Here is a 22567-nt window from a genome sequence, read left to right on the forward strand (position 1 = left end):
TCTTCACCTTCAGGTCATTTTATTGTGAGTGAAATTATCCCTTGAGTTCTTCAATACGTGCGATAACTTTAGCGCGCTTATCTGAGTAATCGGCTTGCTTGGCCTTCTCTTCCTCGATGACTTTGGCTGGTGCCTTTGCCACGAAGCCTTGGTTGGAGAGCTTTTTCTCCACGCGCTCCACTTCACTGTTCAAATGCTGAAGTTCTTTTTCGAGTCTGCTAATTTCCTGGGCAATATCTAGCAGTCCGGCTAACGGCAGGTATAGCTCTGCGCCGCTAACAATAGATGTCATGGCTTTATCTGGAGCGGTGAACTCTAATCCCGCGTCGAATTCAGACGTATTACAGAATCGACGTACATACTCCCCATTGCGGTTAATGATATCAAGAACGGCTTGATCGCCGGGTTTTATGAGCAATTCAATTTTTTTACTCATCGGCACGTTGACTTCAGCGCGGATATTGCGCACAGCACGAATCACGTCGATCAGCAAATTCATTTCAGCGACCGCACCCTTATCCTCGAAAGCAGGATCGTAAGCAGGCCAAGCAGCTAGTGTGATCGTTTCTCCCTCATGCGGAAGATGCTGCCATATTTCCTCGGAGATAAAAGGCATGAACGGATGAATCATGCGCAGTGTCCGATCCAAAACATAGGCAAGGACGGATTGTGTTTTCTTTTTCGCCTCTGCATTATCGCCATATAGGGAAAGCTTCGCAAACTCAATGTACCAGTCGCACAAATCATCCCAAATAAAGTTGTACAGAAGGCGGCCTGTCTCGCCAAATTCATAAGCATCTATTAGACGCGTGATGTCGCGTGAAGTTTCGTTTAGACGGTGCAGAATCCAACGATCAACGGTGCTCAAGTCACCGGTAATGTCTATATCTGCCGCAGTGACGCCTTCCAGATTCATCAGCGCAAAGCGTGATGCATTCCAGATTTTATTGGCAAAGTTACGCGCCTGCTCCACACGTTCCCAGCGGAAACGAAGATCTTGTCCAGGTGTGCTGCTGGTGGAGATCATATAACGCATTGCATCGGTACCATATTGGTCGATCACGTCGAGCGGATCAACACCATTGCCCAGGGATTTGGACATTTTTCTTCCGTCCGCGTCACGAACCAAACCGTGCATAAGTACATCCTTGAACGGAATCTCTTCCGTGAACTCCAGCGCGGTAAAGATCATACGCGATACCCAGAAATAAATAATGTCATAGCCTGTCACCAGAACATTCGTCGGATAATAGCGTTTGAGATCCTCTGTCTGCTCAGGCCAACCTAGGGTCGAAAACGGCCACAAAGCAGAGCTGAACCAAGTATCGAGTACATCCTCATCCTGTTTGAGCTTTCTACCGGCATATTCAGGCAAAGTGGTAGGGTCCTCCGCCGATACAATCACTTCTCCGGTTTCCTCATCATACCAAGCCGGAATACGGTGTCCCCACCATAATTGACGGGAAATACACCAATCTCGCACATTTTCAATCCAATGCAGATAAGTACGCTCAAAGCGATCCGGTACAAAGTTTACACCGTTGCCAGCCTTCTGTGCTTCAATCGCCTTAGCTGCCAGAGGCTTCATTTCCACGAACCATTGCGTCGACAGATAAGGTTCTACAACTACGCCAGAACGCTCACTATGACCTACTTGGTGTACATGCTCTTCAATACGAATCAGTACACCCTGCTCTTTCAAATCAGCGACGATTTGCTTACGGCAATCGCTGCGATCCAGTCCCTGATATTTGCCTGCTTCAGCATTCATCGTTCCCGTCTCGTCCATCACCGTAATTTGAGGCAACTGGTGACGTTGACCCATTTCAAAGTCATTCGGATCGTGAGCCGGTGTGATTTTAACCGCGCCGCTACCGAAATCTTTATCTACATAGTCATCCGCAATGACCGGAATTTCACGCCCGATGATTGGAAGCACAAGCGTTTTGCCGATCATTTGCTTATAGCGTTCATCTTCTGGATGTACAGCTACAGCCGTATCGCCCAGCATCGTTTCAGGGCGTGTAGTGGCTACAGTAATAAAGCCGCTACCGTCTTTCAGAGGGTATTGCAGGTGATACAGATTTCCGTTCACCTCTTTGTATTCCACCTCAATATCCGACAATGCGGTACGTGCAGCGGGGTCCCAGTTAATGATGCGTTTACCGCGATAAATCAGACCCTTTTTGTACAGTTTAACGAATACTTCGCGTACTGCTTTGGACAGTCCCTCATCTAATGTAAAACGTTCACGAGAATAATCGAGAGAAAAGCCCATTTTCTCCCATTGATTGTGGATATTGTCCAGATAAAGATCCTTCCACTCCCACACTTTCTCCAAAAACTTCTCACGGCCCAAATCGTAGCGAGTTAGGCCTTCTTCACGCAGCTTCTGTTCTACTTTTGTTTGAGTAGCAATACCTGCATGGTCTGCCCCTGGCAGCCACAAGGCATCATAACCCTGCATTCGCTTGGCGCGGATAATAATATCCTGCAAAGTAAAGTCAAGAGCATGTCCAATATGCAACATACCCGTAACATTCGGTGGTGGAATAACGATGGTAAAAGGCTCCGCCTCTGGATGTTGCCCGGCGCGGAAATAGCCCTTCTCCATCCACGTTTTGTACCATTTTTGTTCTGCTGATTTGGGATCGTACGTTGTTGGCATTTCCAAGGTTGTCTTGTTGTCTTGTTCTGACATATCAGGATACCTCCATGATTTTCAATTGGCAAATAAAAAAAGCCCTTCATCCTCAAAGGACGAAAGGCTGTTCTCTCGCGGTACCACCTTTGTTTCACCCCTAGTGCATGTATCCACTGATCCATTACACATGGTGTGACACTTTATGCAGATAACGGTTGCGGACCGGCCTTATTCTACCGTGAACCTCTTACCTTCCGAAGGAATGAAATGAGGAACCGTTCAAACAGGCGACTCCCGGGTGACTTCGGCCAGTAGCTTCCTGCGGAACCTCACAGCGCTGCAATTCCACTCTCTGAAGGGCTTGCTGCCTACTCTTCCCGATCTCAGTCTTTCAATAACTATACCACATCATACATTTCCCATTGACTATAGTCAACACCCATTTCTCATTGACGATAGTCAGCACTTCGTCGCATGTTTCAGCAACCGAATCAAGGGATGTACAATACCTGCCCTTCTTCTACATGATGCTCTGCCAATCTGTTATACAATTGAAGCTCCCGTGTGCTGAGTTGATAACGGTCTGCTATCGTTTCCAGTGTATCCTCGCGCTGTACAATGCATAACCTTACCTTGCGGAAAGGCGTTTCATCCTGTGTATGGAAAAAAAGATTTTTCCACTTGGCATCCTCACGCTCTTCGTCGACTTTCTGATCCTGACCTTGCGGTTCATGTTCCAGTTGCTGCTGGTGTTCCGCTTCTTTTACCGAACGGCTGGATTGAAGCAATGATGAGTAGACAACCGGGTCCGGCTCGTCTGCTCCTTCATCCTTTTTACTGTTAAAAGCCACGCGCATCTCTGGCTTTTCCTCAGTAAAGGTATCATGAACTTCATGGTTTACCTGTTCTGACGCCTCAGGCCTGAAGTCAAAGTCATTCCCCTGACTTGCTTCCAACTGCGGCTCCAAATAAATCTCCGACTCTGTGTCAGAATGCGGCTCCGACAGCAAAGAGTCGTATGCTACATTGGGAGATGTAGAAGATACTTTAGGCTCATCTCCTACCGTCCCTACTGCCTCTTGCTGAATTCCCCACACTTCCGGTGACTCCTGCTCATGCTTCACTTCGGAAGAACTGTCTTCAATTGCTTTTCCCGTCCATGGCTCATAATATCGATTCGGATCTACTATCGGGTCATAAGTCTGCTGCTCCAATGATAACTTCTGTTCAAGTTGATCCTCTGACGACTGTTCCCAGTAAGCTGACTCCTGTTGCGCTGCTACTGTGTATGAAGTTTCCGAGTCTGTATAGTTGTTGAATGCCGAGTCTTGGGTAGAATAGGCCTCTTCGTGACGATGCTCCCCATCGCCGGAAAGAGATGGAGCCGGATGCTCAGGCGCATGCACTACAGTAAACTCCTCATCCAGCCAAACCGCTGTCTCCTCTGCATGAGAGCTTTCCACCCCATGCAAAGAAAGAACCCCTGTAATGTTTAGACTGCGTAAAGAGAGCAGGTCCACATCAAAATTTTCAATCTCCACAGAGATATCTTCCAATCTTCCTACCCGATTCAGCGGAATGGTAATTTCCACAGGGATCAAATGATGAAGCTCGCTCGTGATCTGTTCAGGTGTGCGGTACACGCCCTCCAGCAGCAAATGCCCTCGCAAAGCGGCATGGTCGCCGTGGGTTACAACCTGAATGCGTGGCAGAAGCTCAATTTCCTCCAACTCGGCAATCCCGGCAGCTTCCTCCGTCAAATGAATGCGTTCATAGATATCAAAACGCAAGCCTTGCGGCTGATCATTCTGTTGTTTATTCAAGGATGGCATCCTCCTTTGGGCAGCCTCCGCACATCCTCTGACTCGTGTCAGGCGCACGGAAACTCCATATTGCAAACCGTTTCTAGGTTCAAGTATATGCGCCAAAATAGAAGGCATGCCATCTTTTATAGCTGTTTATGCAGCTTTTGAAAATCATCCGGCCAAGCATCCTCCACGTTTATCGTTTCACCGCTCAGCGGATGACAGAAGGTAAGGCGCTCTCCGTGAAGGGCCTGTCTGCCAAAATCAGCAGCACGACCGCCGTATAATACGTCCCCAAGTAAAGGATAGCCAGCATGACTAAGATGTACGCGTATCTGGTGCGTCCGACCTGTCTCCAGCGTCAGATACACGAGACTGACCGCATTCGGACCACTACCCGATACTTCTCCAACTTCCACATGGGTAACCGCCTTCTGTCCAGTTGGGGATACACGGCGGCGCTGTTTATGATGCCTATCCTTGCCAATCGGCCAATCCAACGTCCGCAGCGATTGAGGTACTTTCCCTCGTACCAAAGCTACATAACGACGACCGATGTCCTTAGCTCGCATTTGTTCGTCCAGCTTGAGCAACGCAAATTCATTTTTCGCATAAAGCACCGGGCCTGTCGTGTCCACATCCAGACGATGTACATGCCGTACTGCTGTATGAATGTCGTTGATTTCATAATAGGATGCGACAGCATGATCCAACGTCAGCGGTCCATCCTTTACACCACCGTCTGGATGGACCGCCATCCCCGCTGGTTTGTGCACGACCAAGCAAAAATCATCCTCGTATAGTATCTTCAAATCATACCAACGTGGGACGACGCCGAGGTCCACTACAGGAAAAAGGGCCAGCCGCAGCCGGTCCCCTGTAAGTTCAATCCCTTTTTCATGCCGTAGCCTGCGCCACAGCTTGTCCGGTAATCCCAGACGGTTCAGCAACCAGCGGTCCACAGCTTCAGCACGATTTTCATCAGTTGCAATTTCTCGCCCTGGTGTGACTTCCAGCCACGGTCCTCTTCTTTTCCAGCTGCCTTTCCAACTCATAGACGTTTGAGCGCGCGATAGTTCGCTTCAATGGTCGCATCAATATCCTCAACTGTATGCACACCTGATACGAACATGCCCTCAAATTGAGATGGAGCTACACTAACGCCCTCATTGACCATTTCAGTAAAGTAACGGCGGAAGTGGTCCTGATTACTCGTTTTAGCTGTATCAAAATTGACAACCTTCTCATCTGTGAAGAACGGACACACCATAGAACCTACACGGTTAATCGTGACAGGAATCCCCAGCTCTCGCGCGTTACGTTCGAATCCGGCCTGAAGCCGTGCTGCCCGTTCTTCCAGATGATCATATACTTCCGGTGTCAGCAATTTAAGCGTCGAATAACCTGCTGCCATAGCTAGCGGATTTCCGCTCAGCGTACCCGCTTGATAGATCGGGCCAGATGGTGCAATTTGCTCTAGAATGTCGCGACGGCCGCCATATGCACCTACAGGTAGGCCACCACCAATCACTTTGCCCAGACACGTAAGATCCGGCGTCACACCAAAGCGCCCTTGAGCAGAATGAAGTCCTACCCGGAATCCAGTCATCACTTCATCAAATATCAGCAGACTTCCGTACTGTCGGGTTACCTCACGCAAACCTTCCAAAAATCCAGGCTGTGGCGGTACAACACCCATATTGCCGGCTACTGGCTCGACAATAATCGCAGCAATCTCTTCGCCAAATTTCTCAAAAGCCAGCTTCACCGACGCCAAATCATTATAAGGGACAGTGATTGTATGTGTGGCCACGACTTCAGGTACACCCGGACTATCGGGTAGACCTAGGGTCGCAACACCAGAGCCCGCTTTTATCAGCAAGCTGTCCGCATGACCGTGATAAGAACCCTCAAATTTAAGGATTTTACTACGTTTCGTAAATCCACGTGCGAGTCGGATCGCACTCATTGTCGCCTCGGTCCCCGAGTTGACCATACGAACAATGTCCATAGAAGGAACACGCTCACATACGAGCTTAGCCATTTCCGTTTCCGCCAACGTTGGGGCTCCGAAGCTGGTTCCTTTTACAACAGCAGCCTGTAAGGCTTTAACCACTTCGGGGTGCGCGTGGCCCATAATAAGCGGTCCCCATGAACACACATAGTCTATATAGGATTGACCGTCAATATCATATACACGCGATCCTTCTCCACGCTCGATATATACCGGTGTTATACCTACGGATTTAAAAGCTCGAACCGGACTATTCACGCCACCCGGAATATATTGTTTTGCCTCATCAAAGGCTGCTTTGGAACGCGTATCCTTGCGTACCGTTCGTTGTTCGTCGATCATTCTAATCACTCCTGTCTTCTGAAAAATACACTTATTGCTTCAACCATCTTGCCGCATCCTTGGCAGAATAGGTAATAATCATATCTGCACCGGCACGCTTCATGCTTGTCAGAATCTCCAGCACCATTGCTTTTTCATCAATCCAGCCTTGGAGGGCTGCCGCTTTGACCATTGCATATTCACCACTGACATTGTAAGCCACCATAGGCAAATCAAATTGGTCCTTAATGGTGCGCATTACATCCAGATAAGAAAGAGAAGGCTTCACCATCAGCATGTCTGCACCCTCCATCACATCGGACTCCGCTTCCCGCAACGCCTCACGTGCATTGGCAGGGTCCATCTGATAGGATTTGCGGTCACCAAACTGCGGCGCAGAATCAGCAGCTTCCCGGAAAGGACCATAAAAAGCAGACGCATATTTGACGGAATACGACATAATTGGAATATGTGAAAAACCTTCCAGATCGAGTCCCTGCCGAATCGCCTGTACAAAACCGTCCATCATATTAGAAGGAGCGATAATATCTGCACCGGCTCTGGCCTGAGAAACGGCTGTACGTACCAGCACCTCCAGAGATTCATCATTCAATACTTCACCGCATACCTCACCATCATGCTCATGCATGTGCACCATACCGCAGTGTCCATGGTCCGTAAACTCACACAAGCAAGTGTCTGCCACGACCAGCAGTTCGGGATAACGCGATTTGATCAAACGGGTAGCTTCCTGAACAATACCGTTGTCCACAAAAGCTGAAGTCCCTACACTGTCCTTGGTTTCTGGTATGCCAAACAGGAGCACAGCAGGAATGCCGAGCTCACTAATTTCTTTCAGTTCTTCTTCCAGCCGATCCAGGGAAAAACGGTATACACCTGGCATGGAGCTGATCTCCTGTTTCACTCCAGTACCAAATGTTACGTAGATCGGTTGGATAAAATCAGCTGGATTCAATACCGTTTCACGCACCATGCTGCGGATAGCAGCCGACTGGCGCAAACGACGATGTCTGGTAAAAGGGACACTCATAATTACAAACCTCCATTTTTTATACATTCACTTGTAAAAATTAAAATTTATAATGTCATAACCGTACTTGATTGTTTCCAGTCACATAACGATTGAACTAGACTTTCAATGGTCGCCTTCTCTGACATTAGGCTGACAGTCAAGCCGGCCTGGGTTGCTGTCTCACCAGTCAAAGGACCGATCACAGCGATCGTAACTCCCTCCAGCAGCGAGACTGGATCACTGATCCCCATTTGTCTGAGGGCTTCCATGAAAAAGGTTACGGTTGAGGAACTGGTAAACGTAATTGCATGAATGGCACGCTCCTCCAGCAGCTTGAGAAGTTCATCATCCTGTGTGTTGGCCGCCAATACCGTTTGATACAAATCAGCCTCGGTCACATGAAGTCCCATCTCCCTCAGCTGATCCGGCAACCAGGAGCGAGCAAGGTCACCTCTTGGCAGAAATACGCTTTGTCCTGCCTGCAAATCCTGTTCAAACGCCTCAAGCAATCCCTCTGCCTGAAAAGGTCCTTCGATCTGTTCTGCTACAATTCCGTGTTTTCGAAGTGCGTCTGCTGTAGCTGGTCCCACTGCGGCAATACGAGCTTTGTATAGCGCACGTACATCCTTGCCCTGTTCCTTTAAGTGAGTGAAAAAGTATTCCACTCCGTTAACGCTGGTAAAAAACACCCAGTCATATTCAGGAAGTCTCGCAAATGCCTCTTTAATTTTCAGCTTTGTTGGCTCGTCCGAAGGGACAACGGTCTGGATAACTGGGAATTCATAAGGTTCACCGCCAAGCTCTTCAATCCGGTGAACCAGACTGCTGGCTTGCGCGCGTGCGCGAGTAACCAAAATTCGCTTCCCAAACAAAGGCATATCCTCAGCCCATTTTAACTGTTCACGCTGATTGACCACTTCTCCGACAACGATGACGGCGGGCGGTTGAAAATTCGCTACCTTCACCTTGGCTTCAATATCCGCCAGCGTACCCACTAGCGTATCTTGTTCGGCGCGGGTCCCCCAACGGATCAAAGCAACTGGAGTATCGGACGGCTTACCGTGCTTTATCAGCTGATCACTGATATAGCCGATCTTCGCTACACCCATCATAAAGATCAGTGTACCCGTTGCGTTCGTTACTTTATCCCAATGAATACTTTTATCGAGTTTATCCGGACTTTCATGACCTGTAATGATAGACAGCGACGAGGCCATCTCCCGATGTGTAACGGGAATGCCTGCATAGGCAGGCACACTGATGGCTGATGTGATGCCAGGTATGATTTCATAGGAAATACCGTGTTTACGCAGTAGCCCGGCTTCCTCGCCGACTCGTCCAAAAATAGTGGGGTCTCCCCCTTTGAGCCGGACGACTGTTTTTCCTTCCAAGGCTAAATCCACCAGCAGCTGATTAATTTCCTCTTGCTTCATGGTGTGACGATCTGGCAGCTTGCCAACATATATTTTTTGGGCCCCTGGCTTCATCAGCCCCAAGAGGCGAGGGCTTGCCAGTCTGTCATACACAATGACATCACCCAGTTGAATGCACTCCCAACCCTTGACCGTAATTAATCTTGCATCTCCAGGTCCTGCACCTACTAAATATACCTTTCCCACCATTCCATTATCCCCTCACCTGAGCCAGAATCTGTTCTGCTCCTTTGGCTATCAAACTGGCCGCTACCGCTTCTCCCAGCTTCTGCGGATCATTTCCCTGGAGCGTTTCCTTCAAAATAACTTCGCCGTCTGGCGAGCCTACCATCCCTGTGAGGCTGATTTCTTGACCCGCCCAAACCGCATGAGCTCCGATTGGCACTTGGCATCCCCCATTTAACACACCCAGAAAGGTTCGTTCTGCTGCAACCGTAGCTGAGGTATCCTGGTGGTTGTAGAGACGCAACAATGCCAACAGCTCTTCATCGCTCGCACGGCATTCAATACCGAGCGCTCCCTGTCCCACCGCCGGCAAACATGCCTCCTCCGGTATATAGGACGTAATTCGGTCTTTCCAGCCCATCCGGTGCAAGCCTGCTGCTGCCAAAATGATGGCGTCAAAACCTTCCGTCTCCAGCTTTTTAAGACGGGAATCAATATTGCCACGTACTGGCTCCAATTGTAGATCAGGTCGCATGGACTTGATTTGACTGGCTCTGCGCAAGCTGCTTGTGCCTACCTTCGCTCCTGGAGGCAAATCCTCCAGACTCTTGGCGCCCAAGGTGATCAGGCAATCGCGTGGGTCCTCACGGCGCGGCACAGCGCCATTGACAAGACCTTCCGGCAATTCGGACGGCATATCCTTCATACTATGTACTGCCATATCAATGTCACCAGCCAGCATGGCCTGTTCAATCTCTTTCACAAAAAGCCCTTTGCCACCCACTTTGGACAAGGTTACATCTAATATTCGATCACCCTTGGTCAGGATTTTTTTGACGACAAATTGTAAATCCAATCCATGCTCCACGCACAGTGCATTCAAATCCTCAATGACATGCCCGGTCTGAGTTAACGCCAGAGCGCTCTGTCTGCTGCCTACCACAATTGTTCGCATGTTATTCCTCCTGATTTTGCGCAATCCATAGATCTATTTCTTTTTCGGTCCAAGCCATAAATTCATGACGTCGTATCTGTTCCAAAATTCCGCTACTCGCCAAGCGCCTTAATAGTTTGGTCCTTTGTTGTGGGGAACTTATCTTGCGTTTGATGACTTGTCTCATATCGTGCATGAAATCCAGATAAGGCTCGTATTCGCTACTGAACAACGTATCCAGGGCTGATGTAATATCAGCGGTCACAGCGGGTCCTGCCCCTTCGGTTGAAATACTAATCGTCAGTCTCCCTCGTCGGATGATGCCTGGCGTTATAAAATCTCCCTCTTCCGAGCGATCCGCTACATTTACCAGTATACCCCTTTGTCTGGCCTCATGCGCAACCGTATTATTCACTTCTCTCTGGTTCGTAGCGGCATATACAAGAAAGGCTCCCTGGAGGTCGCCCTCGCGATATACGCGATTTACCCAGTGGAGCTGCTTGTGATCGGCCAGGATCTGCAAATCCGGCGTTATATTTGGGCTAATGACGGTAATGGAAGCCCCACTTTCCATCAACCCCTTAACCTTTCGTTCCGCAATCCTGCCGCCGCCTACAACACAACAGATCTTATTGTTACAATTCAACGAAATCGGGACAAAATGCTGCAAATGGCTTTTCACTCTCCCGTCCACTGATGAAATACAGACCAGGAATTCAGCAAAAAATTAAGAATTAACAGCGTGTAGCCAACCAAAGACCACTTTGCCATGACTAGGCCTGAACGCTGGTTCAATCTTTTGCTCACTAAAAAAACAATATACACACATAAGGCAATCGCTGTCATCAGCACTTTGGTATCTAGCAAAAGACGCCAGCGTTCCTCGGCAATAATAGAAATAACAGCCACAACAATAGAAACTCCCAGCAAAGGAGTACCAATTAATAGCGCCATATGTGTATACCGATCCATCATTTCCAGACTCGGCAGGCGCTTGATCGTGTCATTCCATTTCTTGACTTTCAATTTACGATGCAAAAACAGATACAACCCCGAAAATACAGCCGCTACCGTCATCGCGACAAAGCCAAGATTAGCTAGCGCAATATGAATCAGAAGCAGCCCATGTACGGTATGCCAATTTCCAAGCGGGTTGTCAATCGGCTCCATCCATATATTGTTGAGCACAAGAACAGCAAAACTAATGATATTAAGCAGCAACACCGCAAATTCCGATCGCTGATAACGTGACAGAATCAAAGAAATCAGTACCAGGATAAATGAGAACAGAAACAGAAAGTCGTAGGTCACAAAAATAGGAAGATGCCCTTCATTCCAGGTTCGCATTCCCATAAAAACAAGCTGGAGCATTACAACGACAATAAGAAGCCCTGTACCTGTCCGTTTAGCATTCGCATTGCGACGAATTCCATCCGAAAATACAAACAGAAGGCTCAGGGCAAAAACATAAATCATTGAATCATATATAAGCATGCCTGAGGCCACGTCTGTTCACCCACCTTTACAGGCTGGCCGGCGCAAACGACGCTGGCAAAGCCTGAGCCTGACCGGTTTTTCCATGAACACCAGCCTCCGGTTTTATTAACGCAGATGCATCGCTTTTATCTACTTTCTGAGCGGCGTCCTCCAAACGATCCTCCAAAGCAAAAATGTGGCTAAACATGTCTAGCGCCTCATTTCCCTGCTTTTGGACAGCCAGTTCCTTAACCCGATTGATTGGATCATGCATCATCTGATTCAGCATACTCTTCGTCAAGCGGCTTATCACTTTACGCTGCCGTTCATCCAGCTCGGGAAGCTTGTTAAACAAGCTTTCCAGGGTATCCTGATGTACAGACTCCGCTTTTTCCTGTAATGCACGAATCACCGGACGCACTCCCATCGTTTTCAACCATTGATAAAACTCACTAAGCTCATCTTCGATCATATGCTCGATTTTTGCAGCTTCAGTACGACGCATTTCCAGATTGCTCTCCACGATCCCTTCCAGATCATCAATATCATATAGGAAAACATTCTGCAATTCGCCAATAGCCGGGTCCAAATCGCGCGGAACCGCAATATCAATCATAAACAAAGGACGAGACTGGCGACGTTTCATACTGGCTTCGACGCGATTGCGATCCAGAATATACCCCTGAGCACCAGTCGAGCTAATCACAATATCCACATCCGCCAACCGATTTATGCCTTCCTCCATCGTAACTGGCGTTCCGTTAAACTTGGAGGCCAGATCCTCGGCGCGGGACAAAGTTCGATTTGCTACAATAACCTCAGCAGCTCCGCCGCTGTACAAATGCTTAACGGTAAGCTCGCTCATTTTACCAGCACCGAGGATCAGTACCTTTTTATCCGTAAACATCCCGAAAATCCGTTTGCCCAGCTCAACTGCAGCATAGCTAACAGATACGGCGCTCTCTCCAATCGACGTCTCCGAATGGGCACGCTTGCCCAATGTGACGGCCTGCTTAAACAACATATTAAACCAGGTTGCCGTTATTTTCTGAGATTGAGCCTGAAGAAAGGCATTCTTTACCTGTCCCAAAATTTGTGTTTCTCCGATAACCATAGAATCCAGACCACAAGTCACACGGAACAAATGCCGAATAGCCTGCTCGTCCTCATATATATATAAATGTTGTGTAAACTGATCACGAGGAATACCAAACCATTGTTCCATAAAACTGCGTATAAAATAACCGCACATGTGAAGGCGGTCCACCACAACATATATTTCAGTCCGATTGCAGGTTGCGACAACTACGCCCTCCAACACACTTTTGGTAAGTTTGAGTTGTTCCAGCGCTTTTGGCAAATCCTGTTCTGCAAATGTAAACCGTTCTCTGACTTCCACAGGCGCCGTACGATAATTCAACCCAACAACGACGATGTGCATTGTAAAATTCACCTGCCTAAACTGTAATAAGAATACTCACTGTTATCATAAACTATGTTAATTATATCACAGAAGTCCGAATCCCCTTCGGCTGTTTTATGAATTGTTTATGAAAATTGGATGGCTTTCATAAACATCCAGCACGTTCTGTACGATTTAGTTTAGTGTAAACCACTTTTAAAACAAATAACCATGGAAATGTTCCATGGTTATGGTATAGGACGCACACGGCTCCATAAAGGAGATTTACACCAACTCAGCGAGCTTGCACTCCGGGGATTCCACCTGAAGTTCACCCAAGCCCCGAATCAGTTTCTTCGCATATGTTTTTTTCGGTTTTAGAACGGATACCAGGTAATCAATAGCTAGCTGTGGATCAACAGTCTCACCGCAAGTATAACAATCAATAGCGGCAAACCCTCTCTCAGGATACGTATGAATAGAGAGATGACTCTCCGACAATAGTACAAGCACGGTAGCTCCCTGTGGTTCGAATTGCTTGGATTGAACGGACATCACCGTTGCTCCGCAAGCTTCAGCAGCTTCAACTAATTGAGTCTCCAGAAACTGCGCATCGTTCAGTAATTCAAACTCAACACCCCAAGTATCTACGGCAACGTGTCTTCCGAAAGTTGAGTATTCCAATTCCATCTTTCGGTTCCCCCTTCCTAGGAATAAAATGTTTGAAAAAAATTTCATCCGCTAGGACCTACGTCATTCACTTCCCGAGGGATAACCTCTCGCAACATTCAATGTCCTGAGTGAATCCTGGTTCCTATATTCATTTTCAACGAGATTAAAAATAACATCTATGTGCAGCAAATGCAATCATTTTTTTGGAATAAAAAAGCCCCTTTCGGTAAAGAAAGGGACTACACTGTATAACAATTCATTCCATATTCAGCCTTTTAAGCTTCCAGTGCAAATAATTTGGAGCAACTCATCCGAAGCTTGTGGTCAATCTGTTCTAGCTCAGAGAAAGTACGCGCCAGATTCCGCTCGTCAAGTAACGAATTAATGAGATTGTATACATCTGCTATTTCTTTTTCGACGTTCTGATGTTGAAAAAGCTGTTGCAGTTCTTGCACTGTATTTCTATATTCAAACACCAACCTGGAGCCTTCCGCATTCTTTTCCATAATTTTGCGAACCGCACCTTCATTATAAAAATACACCATAGTGAATCCTTGATACATGCGGTAAACAATACCTTCACCCTTAAAACGAACAAATAGCTGGCGTATAAACAGGGTTAGCTGTGGATGAACTAAGCGGCAAGTTAATTCACAGACAAACGCTCCCTCTTTGGCTTCAAAAAATAAATGAACTTCCTCACCCGCCATATGCTCCAGAACGATTTCCTGTCTTCCGTTATCCAGAACTTTAATGCGGTAATGCACCTGAGGATCATTCACTGCCTGCAAAAATTCGTCCATTTGGGTTTCTGACAAGGTCAAAGTGGTTTTTACATACTCTGTGGCTAACCGCTGTGCCATACCAATCTCCTCAATTCTTTCCTCAAACCTGTAGTGTAAACTTTATGCTTTATTATACATCAGACCTGTAGCGCTTTCTTGCGCATCAAATCATAAATATCCGGCATTCATCGGAAATAAACGGAGAATAACGGAGTCTCAGCTGCATAATCCCCCATTTGCTCACTTTTATGCTTAAATCCCACGATATCCTTTGTTTATCATATATTATTCCTACCCATTTAGTGAGTTTAATGTCTTTGAATCTAACATCACGAAAAAAAGGCGTCCTTCAGGACGCCCCTAACCTTACAATTCCGTCTGCTCTTCGTCGTTATTCTCGATATAGCTGGAGATGACCGACCACAGCTCTTCCTTGCCCATGCCTTCTTCGGATGAAAAGGGGATAAACAAACCCCCGGGAAGTATTCCGAGTTCCTGCTTGATTACCTTATAGTGCTTTTCTCGCCGTGTTTTAGGGATTTTATCTGCTTTTGTGCCTACAACACAGACCGGAAGCCCGTTATGGCGCAGCCAGTCGTACATCATGATATCATCCTTGGACGGTGGGTGGCGCAAATCTACCATTTGCAGCACCAGCTTGAGCGGCTCACGTTCCAGCAAATAAGACTCAATCATCTGCCCCCAAGCCTTGCGAGACGTTTTGGATACTTTAGCATAACCGTAACCAGGAAAATCGACAAAATAGAGTTCATCATTAATCCGGTAATAATTGAGTTGCTGGGTTTTACCTGGCGTAGAACTGGTACGCGCCAAATTTTTACGGTTAATCATCCGATTAATCAGTGATGATTTACCAACATTGGAGCGCCCCGCCAGAGCAATCTCTGGCAAAGCGTCCACAGGAAACTGATCCGGGCCAACCGCACTTATTATAAATTCTGCTTTTGTTACTTTCATTGTGTCTTTAATTCCTCTCTAATGTACCCTTGCCTGCTCAACCAAAGCATGCTTTAACACCTGATCCATATGGGCAACGGGAACAAATTCAACATCCTGCCGGATACTGTCGGGAATATCCTTCAAATCCCGTTCATTATCTTTGGGAAGCAGAATTTTTTTGTAGCCAGCCCGATGGGCAGCCAGCGACTTTTCTTTCAAACCACCAATCGGTAATACACGACCGCGCAGGGTAATTTCGCCCGTCATCGCTACATCCTTGGATACATGACGGTTGGTCAAAGCCGAAATTAATGCGGTAGCAATCGTAATTCCGGCAGATGGGCCATCCTTTGGAATCGCTCCCTCAGGAATATGAATGTGGATATCATTTTTCTCATAAAAGTCCAATTCAATACCCAGATCGACCGCCTTGGAACGAGTGTAGCTAAATGCCGCCTGCGCGGATTCTTTCATGACGTCTCCCAGTTTACCTGTAAGAATCAGTTTCCCGCTCCCAGGCACGACCGTCACTTCAATCATCAGTGTTTCACCACCGACCTCCGTCCATGCCAAGCCTGTAACCGTACCGATCTGATCCTCCAGTTCTGCTACACCGTAACGGAATTTGGCGATACCCAAATAATCTTTCAAATTATCCGGTGTGATTTGAATCGGTCCTTCACCACCGGATACAACTGACTTCGCCGCCTTGCGGCACAGAGAAGCCATTTGCTGTTCCAGATTCCGCACACCGGATTCACGGGTATATTCGCGAATGACACGGAGCAACGTATCCTCCCCAATAACCAATTGTTCCTCTCCTAAGCCATGCTCTCTCTTCTGCTTGGGCAGGAGATACCGATTGGCAATTTCCAGCTTCTCCAGTTCGGTGTAGCCGGGAATATAGAGCGTCTCCATACGATCCATCAGCGGACGCGGGATATTATGTGCAGCATTGGCTGTCGTAACAAACATCACGTTGGACAGATCAAACGGCAACTCAACAAAATGGTCACTGAACGTGTTGTTTTGTTCAGGATCAAGCACTTCGAGCAATGCCGCCGATGGATCGCCTCGGAAATCGGAGGCCATTTTATCAATCTCATCCAGCAAAAAAACTGGATTAGATGTTCCTGCGGTCTTCATTCCCTGAATAATCCGTCCCGGCATCGCGCCAACATAGGTCCGGCGGTGACCACGAATTTCCGCTTCATCTCGCACACCTCCAAGAGAGATGCGGACAAATTCCCGACCCATGGATTTGGCAATCGAGCGAGCCAGCGAGGTCTTGCCGACTCCTGGCGGACCTACGAGACACAGAATGGGTCCCTTAATGGTCTTCACCAGTTTGCGCACGGCCAAATACTCCAACACTCGCTCCTTGGGCTTATCCAGCCCGTAGTGGTCGTTATCGAGTATTTCTTCTGCTTTGACAATATCGAGATCATCATCTGTGAACTTGTTCCAAGGCAAGCTTAACAGCCAATCAACGTAATTGCGGATGACACCACCCTCGGCTGAGCTTGCTGGCATTTTTTCCAGACGGTCAATTTCCTTTTCGACCTTCTCCTTCACCGGAACAGGCAACTCTCGTTCACTTAGCTGGTTGCGTAGTTCTTCAACTTCTCCTGCGCGACCTTCCTTCTCACCAAGTTCCTTCTGAATCGCCTTCATTTGTTCACGCAGATAATACTCCTTTTGCGTCTTTTCCATCTGCTTTTTCACACGCTGGTTGATTTTACGTTCCAGCTCCAGCACTTCACGCTCATTATTCAAAATATCTAGGAGCTTCTCCAGACGCTGAGTTACGTCGATCGTCTCCAGTATATCCTGCTTTTCCTTAATTTTGAGCGTTAAATGGCTTGTGATCACATCAGCCAGTCGCCCTGGCTCCTCAATATCAGATACCGCAGCGAGAGTCTCTGGTGTTACCTTTTTGGACAAATTGATATAATGCTCGAACTGAGTTAATACAGTACGCATAAGCGCATCCGTTTCAGGCTGTACGTTTTCTGCCTCGTGCAGTTCCTTAGCCATTACCTCATAATATTCTTCATTGTCCGTATATTGAATAATCTCGGCGCGTTCCAGCCCTTCCACCAATACTCGAATGGTTCCGTTGGGAAGCTTGAGCATTTGGCGTACTTTGGCTACCGTGCCGACTCGAAAAATATCCTCTTGTGTGGGTTCTTCAATATTAACTTCTGATTGAGAACACAGGAGAATCAAATTGTCTTCAACCATCGCTTTTTCCAAAGCCTTAACCGATTTTTCCCGGCCCACATCGAGATGCAGAACCATGCTCGGGTAAACCAGAAGTCCTCTTAAAGGCAGCAAAGGAAAACGACGACCTTTTATCTTGGTGGGTCCCATCGCTTTCGCACCTCCAGTGATTCTCAGGTTCCGGATTTTACAATCCTCACGTTGCTATCTTTCATATTTTATCAAATGTTTTATAAAAAAACCAATGAAAGACTAGTTCATTAGCAAGATCCCGTATCTGAAATCGTCCCATTATGTGTTCCATCCGCCTGCAACAAGGAGGATTGAGATGGGCGAAAAGTCTCAATTGGCGCATGTACAGGCGCATCCGACGTCATCTCTTCCCCAAACACATGACGGAACACTTCAGTAACCGACTGTACAGGGATGACTTTTAGACCTTCAATGCTGTCAAAAAGAGCTTGCCAGTTGTCCTGCGGAATGATCACTTTTTTGGCCCCAGCCTGAAAAGCAGCTTCGACCTTGGCTAATACGCCGCCAATCGGTTTGACTCGGCCATGGATGCTAATCTCGCCAGTCATGGCAATTTCATGATCCACCGGAATGCCCCGCATCGCGGAGGCAATAGCTGTTGCCATCGCAATCCCTGCCGACGGACCATCTACTGGCGTCCCTCCAGGAAAATTGATATGCAGATCGTAATTGGACGGAGATAAACCGAGCGTACGCAAAACAGTCAGAACATTTTCCACAGAGCCTTTAGCCATGCTCTTACGACGCAGTGTTCGGGAATTACCTCCGATCTCTTCTTCATCCACAACACCCGTAATATTATAGCTTCCCTTTCCTTCGGGAACCGGAACCGCAGTAACTTCAATTTCCAGCAGCATGCCCATGTTCGGACCGTATACAGCTAATCCGTTAACGAATCCGATTTGCGGTAAGCCCGGTATTTTCCGATCAGGACGGGGTTGAATTTGGCTGCTACCCGCCACCCATTCTACATCCGAAGCATCGAGTCGTTCCCTTTTCTCGGTAAGTGCCAAACCAGCAGCAAGCTGGATCATATTGACTGCCTCTCGGCCGTTTGTCGCATAACGCTGTACAACCTCTACTGCCTCTGGACAAGGGCCAAAGCCTAGCTTGTGTACGGCATCTTCAGCAATACGAGCAATCTCCTGCGGCTGCAGGGCACGGAAGTAAATTTCCATACACCGGGATCGAATAGCAGGTGGCAGCTCATGCGGCGAACGGGTTGTCGCACCTACCAAACGGAAATCCGCAGGCAGACCGTTTTGGAAAATATCGTGAATGTAAGCAGGCGTATGCGAATCCTCTGAATTGTAATATGCACTTTCCAAAAATACCTTTCGATCCTCCAGCACTTTCAACAGCTTATTCATCTGCGTTGGATGCAGCTCGCCAATCTCATCAATGAATAGCATCCCTCCATGAGCCTTCGTTACAGCTCCGGGTTTAGGTTGAGGGATACCCGCTACACCCATCGCTCCTGCCCCTTGATAGATTGGATCATGTACTGAACCAATTAACGGGTCCGCAATACCACGCTCGTCAAAACGGGCCGTTGTAGCATCAATCTCCGTGAATTTAGCATCCCCCTTGAACGGGGAGGACTGATTCTTCTTAGCCTCTTCCAGCACCACACGTGCTGCAGCCGTTTTCCCTACACCAGGAGGGCCATAAATAATGACATGCTGCGGATTCGCACTGCATAACGCCGCTTTGAGCGCACGCAGCCCGTCCTTCTGACCGACGATATCCTGTAACGTGGCAGGCCGTGTGCGTTCAGCTAGCGGCTTAGTAAGTGAAATAGAACGCAATTTGCGCAACTTATCCAATTCCTTCCGAGATTCCCGATCCACCGCACTACGGTTCGTTTTCTGGCTCCGCAGAAGGTTCCAGAAATACAGACCAATGACAATCCCGAAAAACATTTGCACCAATAACAATATCATAGTCAAGTCCATCGTATTTCCTCCGTTTCTCATCTCAGCAATTTGAAAATGCTGTTCTATGAAAGACAGTATTTCCTTTTCCACGAGAGCTAAACGGCAGTCTTTCAAAAGATCAGAGAGAAATACAAAAACGCCGCGAAGAACAGTTCTGTAGCAGAGCTGCTCTCCACGGCGCTTATACAATGACCATAGTTTATGATTATACCTGTTTTAAAATAACCGCTTTTGCCTACACCTTCTCGGCAGAGTGACGCTCTTCACGTCCCGGTATTTTACCTGTTTCCTCATAAGCCTTGACGATAATATCAATTTCTTTTTTCAATTCGTCAACCATTTCAGCCTCAGGGACTTTGCGAATCATCTTTCCATAACGGAACAATAGACCTTCTCCGCGTGCTCCAGCAATTCCGATATCAGCTTCCTTCGCTTCACCCGGGCCGTTAACTGCACACCCCAGTACGGATACTTTAATCGGCACCTTGAGTTTTGCAATGTAATCCTCTACTTCGTTCGCAATAGAGAACAGATCAATATCCAGACGCCCGCAAGTCGGACAAGAAATCAATGTAGCTGCGTTCGTGATCAACCCAAACGTTTTGAGCAACTCCCGTGCTACCTTCACTTCTTCTACCGGATCGGCACTTAGCGAAATACGCATGGTGGACCCGATACCTGCTGCCAACAGAGCCCCCATACCCGCCGCGCTTTTAACCGTCCCAGTAAAGAGCGTACCCGCTTCAGTGATGCCCAAATGGAGGGGATACTTAATAATTTCAGCTGCCTTTGTGTAAGCGGCAATTGCCATTGGAACATCAGAAGCCTTGAGTGATACGATAATATCATGGAAATCAAGTTCTTCGAGTATCCCGATATGGTACAGCGCACTTTCTACCATCGCTTCTGGCGTAGGGTAGCCATACTTATCCAGTAAATGCTGTTCCAATGATCCGGCGTTCACACCAATCCGAATCGGAATCCCCTTTTCTTTACAAGCCTTAACGACAGCTTCCACTTTTTCACGTCGTCCAATGTTGCCTGGGTTAATGCGAACCTTGTCAATCCCATTTTCAATTGCCAGTAGAGCCAGCTTGTGATTAAAGTGAATATCTGCAACCAGCGGAATATGAATCCGTTTCTTAATTTCTTTAATAGCTGCGGCAGCTTCCTCATTGTTGACGGTAACCCGCACTATTTGACATCCAGCTTCCTCCAAGCGAAGAATCTCGGCTACTGTAGCTTCCACATCTGCCGTTTTGGTTGTGCACATGCTTTGGATGATGACTTCATTGCTGCCGCCAATCGTCAGATTCCCGACTTTAACGGGACGTGTGTCTTGTCTTAAGAACATGTACTTTTCTCTCCCATTAACGCCAAACCTCCACCCCATAAAACCTCATACAGGTTTAGTGAAGTGGAGATCTGGCTTCTCATGTTGTAGAGATCGCGAAGTATCAATCCTTAGGCGCTCTCTTCTTGTTTTTTATCCTTATCTGTACCACCGAGTTCCGGTGCGATTTTGTCTTTTACTACCTGTTCGTTGATGACGCAAGTCGTAACATCATCACGGGAAGGAACTTCGTACATAACGTCGAGCATAATACCTTCGATAATTGCACGAAGGCCACGGGCACCCGTGTTACGCTTGATCGCCTCACGAGCAATGGCTTCCAGGGCATCTTGCTTAAACTCCAGTTGCACATTGTCCAGTTCCAGCATCTTTTGGTATTGTTTGGTCAAGGCATTTTTCGGTTCAGACAAAATACGAACCAATGTCTTCTCATCAAGCGGCTCCAACGTAGAAATAACTGGCAAACGTCCTACGAATTCCGGAATCAGACCGAATTTCAACAGATCCTCAGGCAATACCATGGAGGTATATTCGCCTGGTTTCAGATCTTTTTGTTCACTAGTCGCGTTAAAACCGATGACCTTCTTACCGATACGACGTTTAATCATTTGCTCCAGACCATCAAAGGCACCGCCGCAAATGAACAGGATATTCGTCGTATCAATTTGAATGAATTCTTGATGCGGATGCTTGCGACCGCCTTGCGGAGGTACAGAAGCAACCGTACCTTCCAAAATTTTAAGCAACGCCTGCTGTACACCTTCACCCGATACATCACGCGTAATGGACGGGTTTTCGGATTTGCGGGCCACTTTATCAATTTCGTCAATGTAGATAATACCGCGCTCGGCTTTTTCTACATCATAATCGGCAGCTTGAATCAGTTTCAGCAAAATGTTTTCAACGTCTTCACCCACATAACCTGCTTCCGTGAGGGAAGTGGCATCTGCGATAGCAAAGGGAACGTTCAAAATTTTAGCCATAGTTTGCGCAAGCAACGTTTTACCCGAACCTGTAGGTCCAAGCATCAAAATGTTACTTTTTTGCAGTTCTACATCATCAATTTTGTTTTGTGTATTAATACGTTTGTAGTGATTATATACCGCAACAGACAATGATTTTTTTGCTTGATCCTGACCAATAACATATTGGTCCAGAATTTCACGGATTTGCATTGGTTTTGGAATGTCTTTCAGATCTACTTCTTCTTCATGACCCAATTCTTCCTCTACAATTTCCGTGCACAACTCGATACATTCGTCACATATATATACGCCCGGTCCGGCAACAAGCTTGCGAACCTGATCCTGAGATTTACCGCAGAAAGAACATTTTAATTGTCCTTTTTCATCATTAAATTTAAACATAGAGCCACC

At 47.3% G+C, this 22567-nt stretch carries 17 protein-coding genes; all 17 read right to left on the reverse strand.

What is annotated here, in order from left to right; genetic code table 11:
* Positions 1 to 34 precede the first annotated feature (34 nt).
* Positions 35 to 2701 (reverse strand): valine--tRNA ligase, encoded by a 2667-nt coding sequence (locus ACN6NF_RS19140; RefSeq protein ID WP_474319098.1) that lies wholly within the window; start codon positions 2699 to 2701, stop codon positions 35 to 37.
* A gap of 434 nt (positions 2702 to 3135) precedes the next feature.
* Positions 3136 to 4467 (reverse strand): LysM peptidoglycan-binding domain-containing protein, encoded by a 1332-nt coding sequence (locus ACN6NF_RS19145; RefSeq protein ID WP_474319099.1) that lies wholly within the window; start codon positions 4465 to 4467, stop codon positions 3136 to 3138.
* Between the two features lie 125 nt (positions 4468 to 4592).
* Positions 4593 to 5504, reverse strand: a complete 912-nt coding sequence (locus ACN6NF_RS19150; RefSeq protein WP_474319100.1) for an RluA family pseudouridine synthase — start codon at positions 5502 to 5504, stop codon at positions 4593 to 4595.
* Positions 5501 to 6805, reverse strand: coding sequence for a glutamate-1-semialdehyde 2,1-aminomutase (gene hemL / locus ACN6NF_RS19155; RefSeq protein ID WP_474319101.1), 1305 nt, complete (start codon positions 6803 to 6805; stop codon positions 5501 to 5503). Before hemL ends, ACN6NF_RS19150 begins: the two co-directional genes overlap by 4 nt.
* A gap of 31 nt (positions 6806 to 6836) precedes the next feature.
* Entirely contained in the window at positions 6837 to 7835 is a 999-nt protein-coding gene (gene hemB / locus ACN6NF_RS19160) for a porphobilinogen synthase (RefSeq protein ID WP_013372683.1), read from the reverse strand.
* A 47-nt stretch (positions 7836 to 7882) separates the two neighbouring features.
* On the reverse strand, positions 7883 to 9439 hold the full coding sequence (gene cobA, locus ACN6NF_RS19165) for a uroporphyrinogen-III C-methyltransferase (RefSeq protein WP_474319102.1): 1557 nt from the start codon (positions 9437 to 9439) through the stop codon (positions 7883 to 7885).
* A 4-nt stretch (positions 9440 to 9443) separates the two neighbouring features.
* The gene (gene hemC, locus ACN6NF_RS19170) at positions 9444 to 10370 is read right to left on the reverse strand and encodes a hydroxymethylbilane synthase (RefSeq protein ID WP_474319103.1); all 927 of its coding nucleotides are present in this window, start codon (positions 10368 to 10370) and stop codon (positions 9444 to 9446) included.
* A gap of 1 nt (position 10371) precedes the next feature.
* Positions 10372 to 11019, reverse strand: coding sequence for a precorrin-2 dehydrogenase/sirohydrochlorin ferrochelatase family protein (locus ACN6NF_RS19175; protein ID WP_474319393.1), 648 nt, complete (start codon positions 11017 to 11019; stop codon positions 10372 to 10374).
* Between the two features lie 8 nt (positions 11020 to 11027).
* Positions 11028 to 11855 carry a cytochrome c biogenesis protein CcsA gene (gene ccsA / locus ACN6NF_RS19180; protein ID WP_016818412.1) on the reverse strand — a complete coding sequence of 276 codons (828 nt, stop codon included), beginning with the start codon at positions 11853 to 11855 and terminating at the stop codon, positions 11028 to 11030.
* Positions 11856 to 11871: 16 nt separating this feature from the next.
* Positions 11872 to 13266, reverse strand: a complete 1395-nt coding sequence (hemA, locus tag ACN6NF_RS19185) for a glutamyl-tRNA reductase (protein ID WP_474319104.1) — start codon at positions 13264 to 13266, stop codon at positions 11872 to 11874.
* Positions 13267 to 13512: 246 nt separating this feature from the next.
* Positions 13513 to 13911 (reverse strand): adenosylmethionine decarboxylase, encoded by a 399-nt coding sequence (speD, locus tag ACN6NF_RS19190; protein WP_474319394.1) that lies wholly within the window; start codon positions 13909 to 13911, stop codon positions 13513 to 13515.
* Between the two features lie 263 nt (positions 13912 to 14174).
* Entirely contained in the window at positions 14175 to 14762 is a 588-nt protein-coding gene (locus ACN6NF_RS19195; protein ID WP_474319105.1) for a non-ribosomal peptide synthetase module, read from the reverse strand.
* A 288-nt stretch (positions 14763 to 15050) separates the two neighbouring features.
* Positions 15051 to 15662, reverse strand: coding sequence for a ribosome biogenesis GTP-binding protein YihA/YsxC (gene yihA, locus ACN6NF_RS19200; RefSeq protein ID WP_474319106.1), 612 nt, complete (start codon positions 15660 to 15662; stop codon positions 15051 to 15053).
* Positions 15663 to 15680: 18 nt separating this feature from the next.
* Positions 15681 to 18017, reverse strand: coding sequence for an endopeptidase La (gene lon, locus ACN6NF_RS19205; RefSeq protein ID WP_474319107.1), 2337 nt, complete (start codon positions 18015 to 18017; stop codon positions 15681 to 15683).
* A 110-nt stretch (positions 18018 to 18127) separates the two neighbouring features.
* Positions 18128 to 19855, reverse strand: a complete 1728-nt coding sequence (gene lonB, locus ACN6NF_RS19210; RefSeq protein ID WP_474319108.1) for an ATP-dependent protease LonB — start codon at positions 19853 to 19855, stop codon at positions 18128 to 18130.
* Between the two features lie 217 nt (positions 19856 to 20072).
* Positions 20073 to 21191: a flavodoxin-dependent (E)-4-hydroxy-3-methylbut-2-enyl-diphosphate synthase gene (gene ispG, locus ACN6NF_RS19215; protein WP_474319109.1), complete on the reverse strand. Its 1119-nt coding sequence runs from the start codon at positions 21189 to 21191 to the stop codon at positions 20073 to 20075.
* Positions 21192 to 21301: 110 nt separating this feature from the next.
* The gene (clpX, locus tag ACN6NF_RS19220) at positions 21302 to 22558 is read right to left on the reverse strand and encodes an ATP-dependent protease ATP-binding subunit ClpX (RefSeq protein WP_013372695.1); all 1257 of its coding nucleotides are present in this window, start codon (positions 22556 to 22558) and stop codon (positions 21302 to 21304) included.
* Positions 22559 to 22567: the final 9 nt, after the last annotated feature.

Source organism: Paenibacillus sp. TSM33, assembly GCF_056099025.1.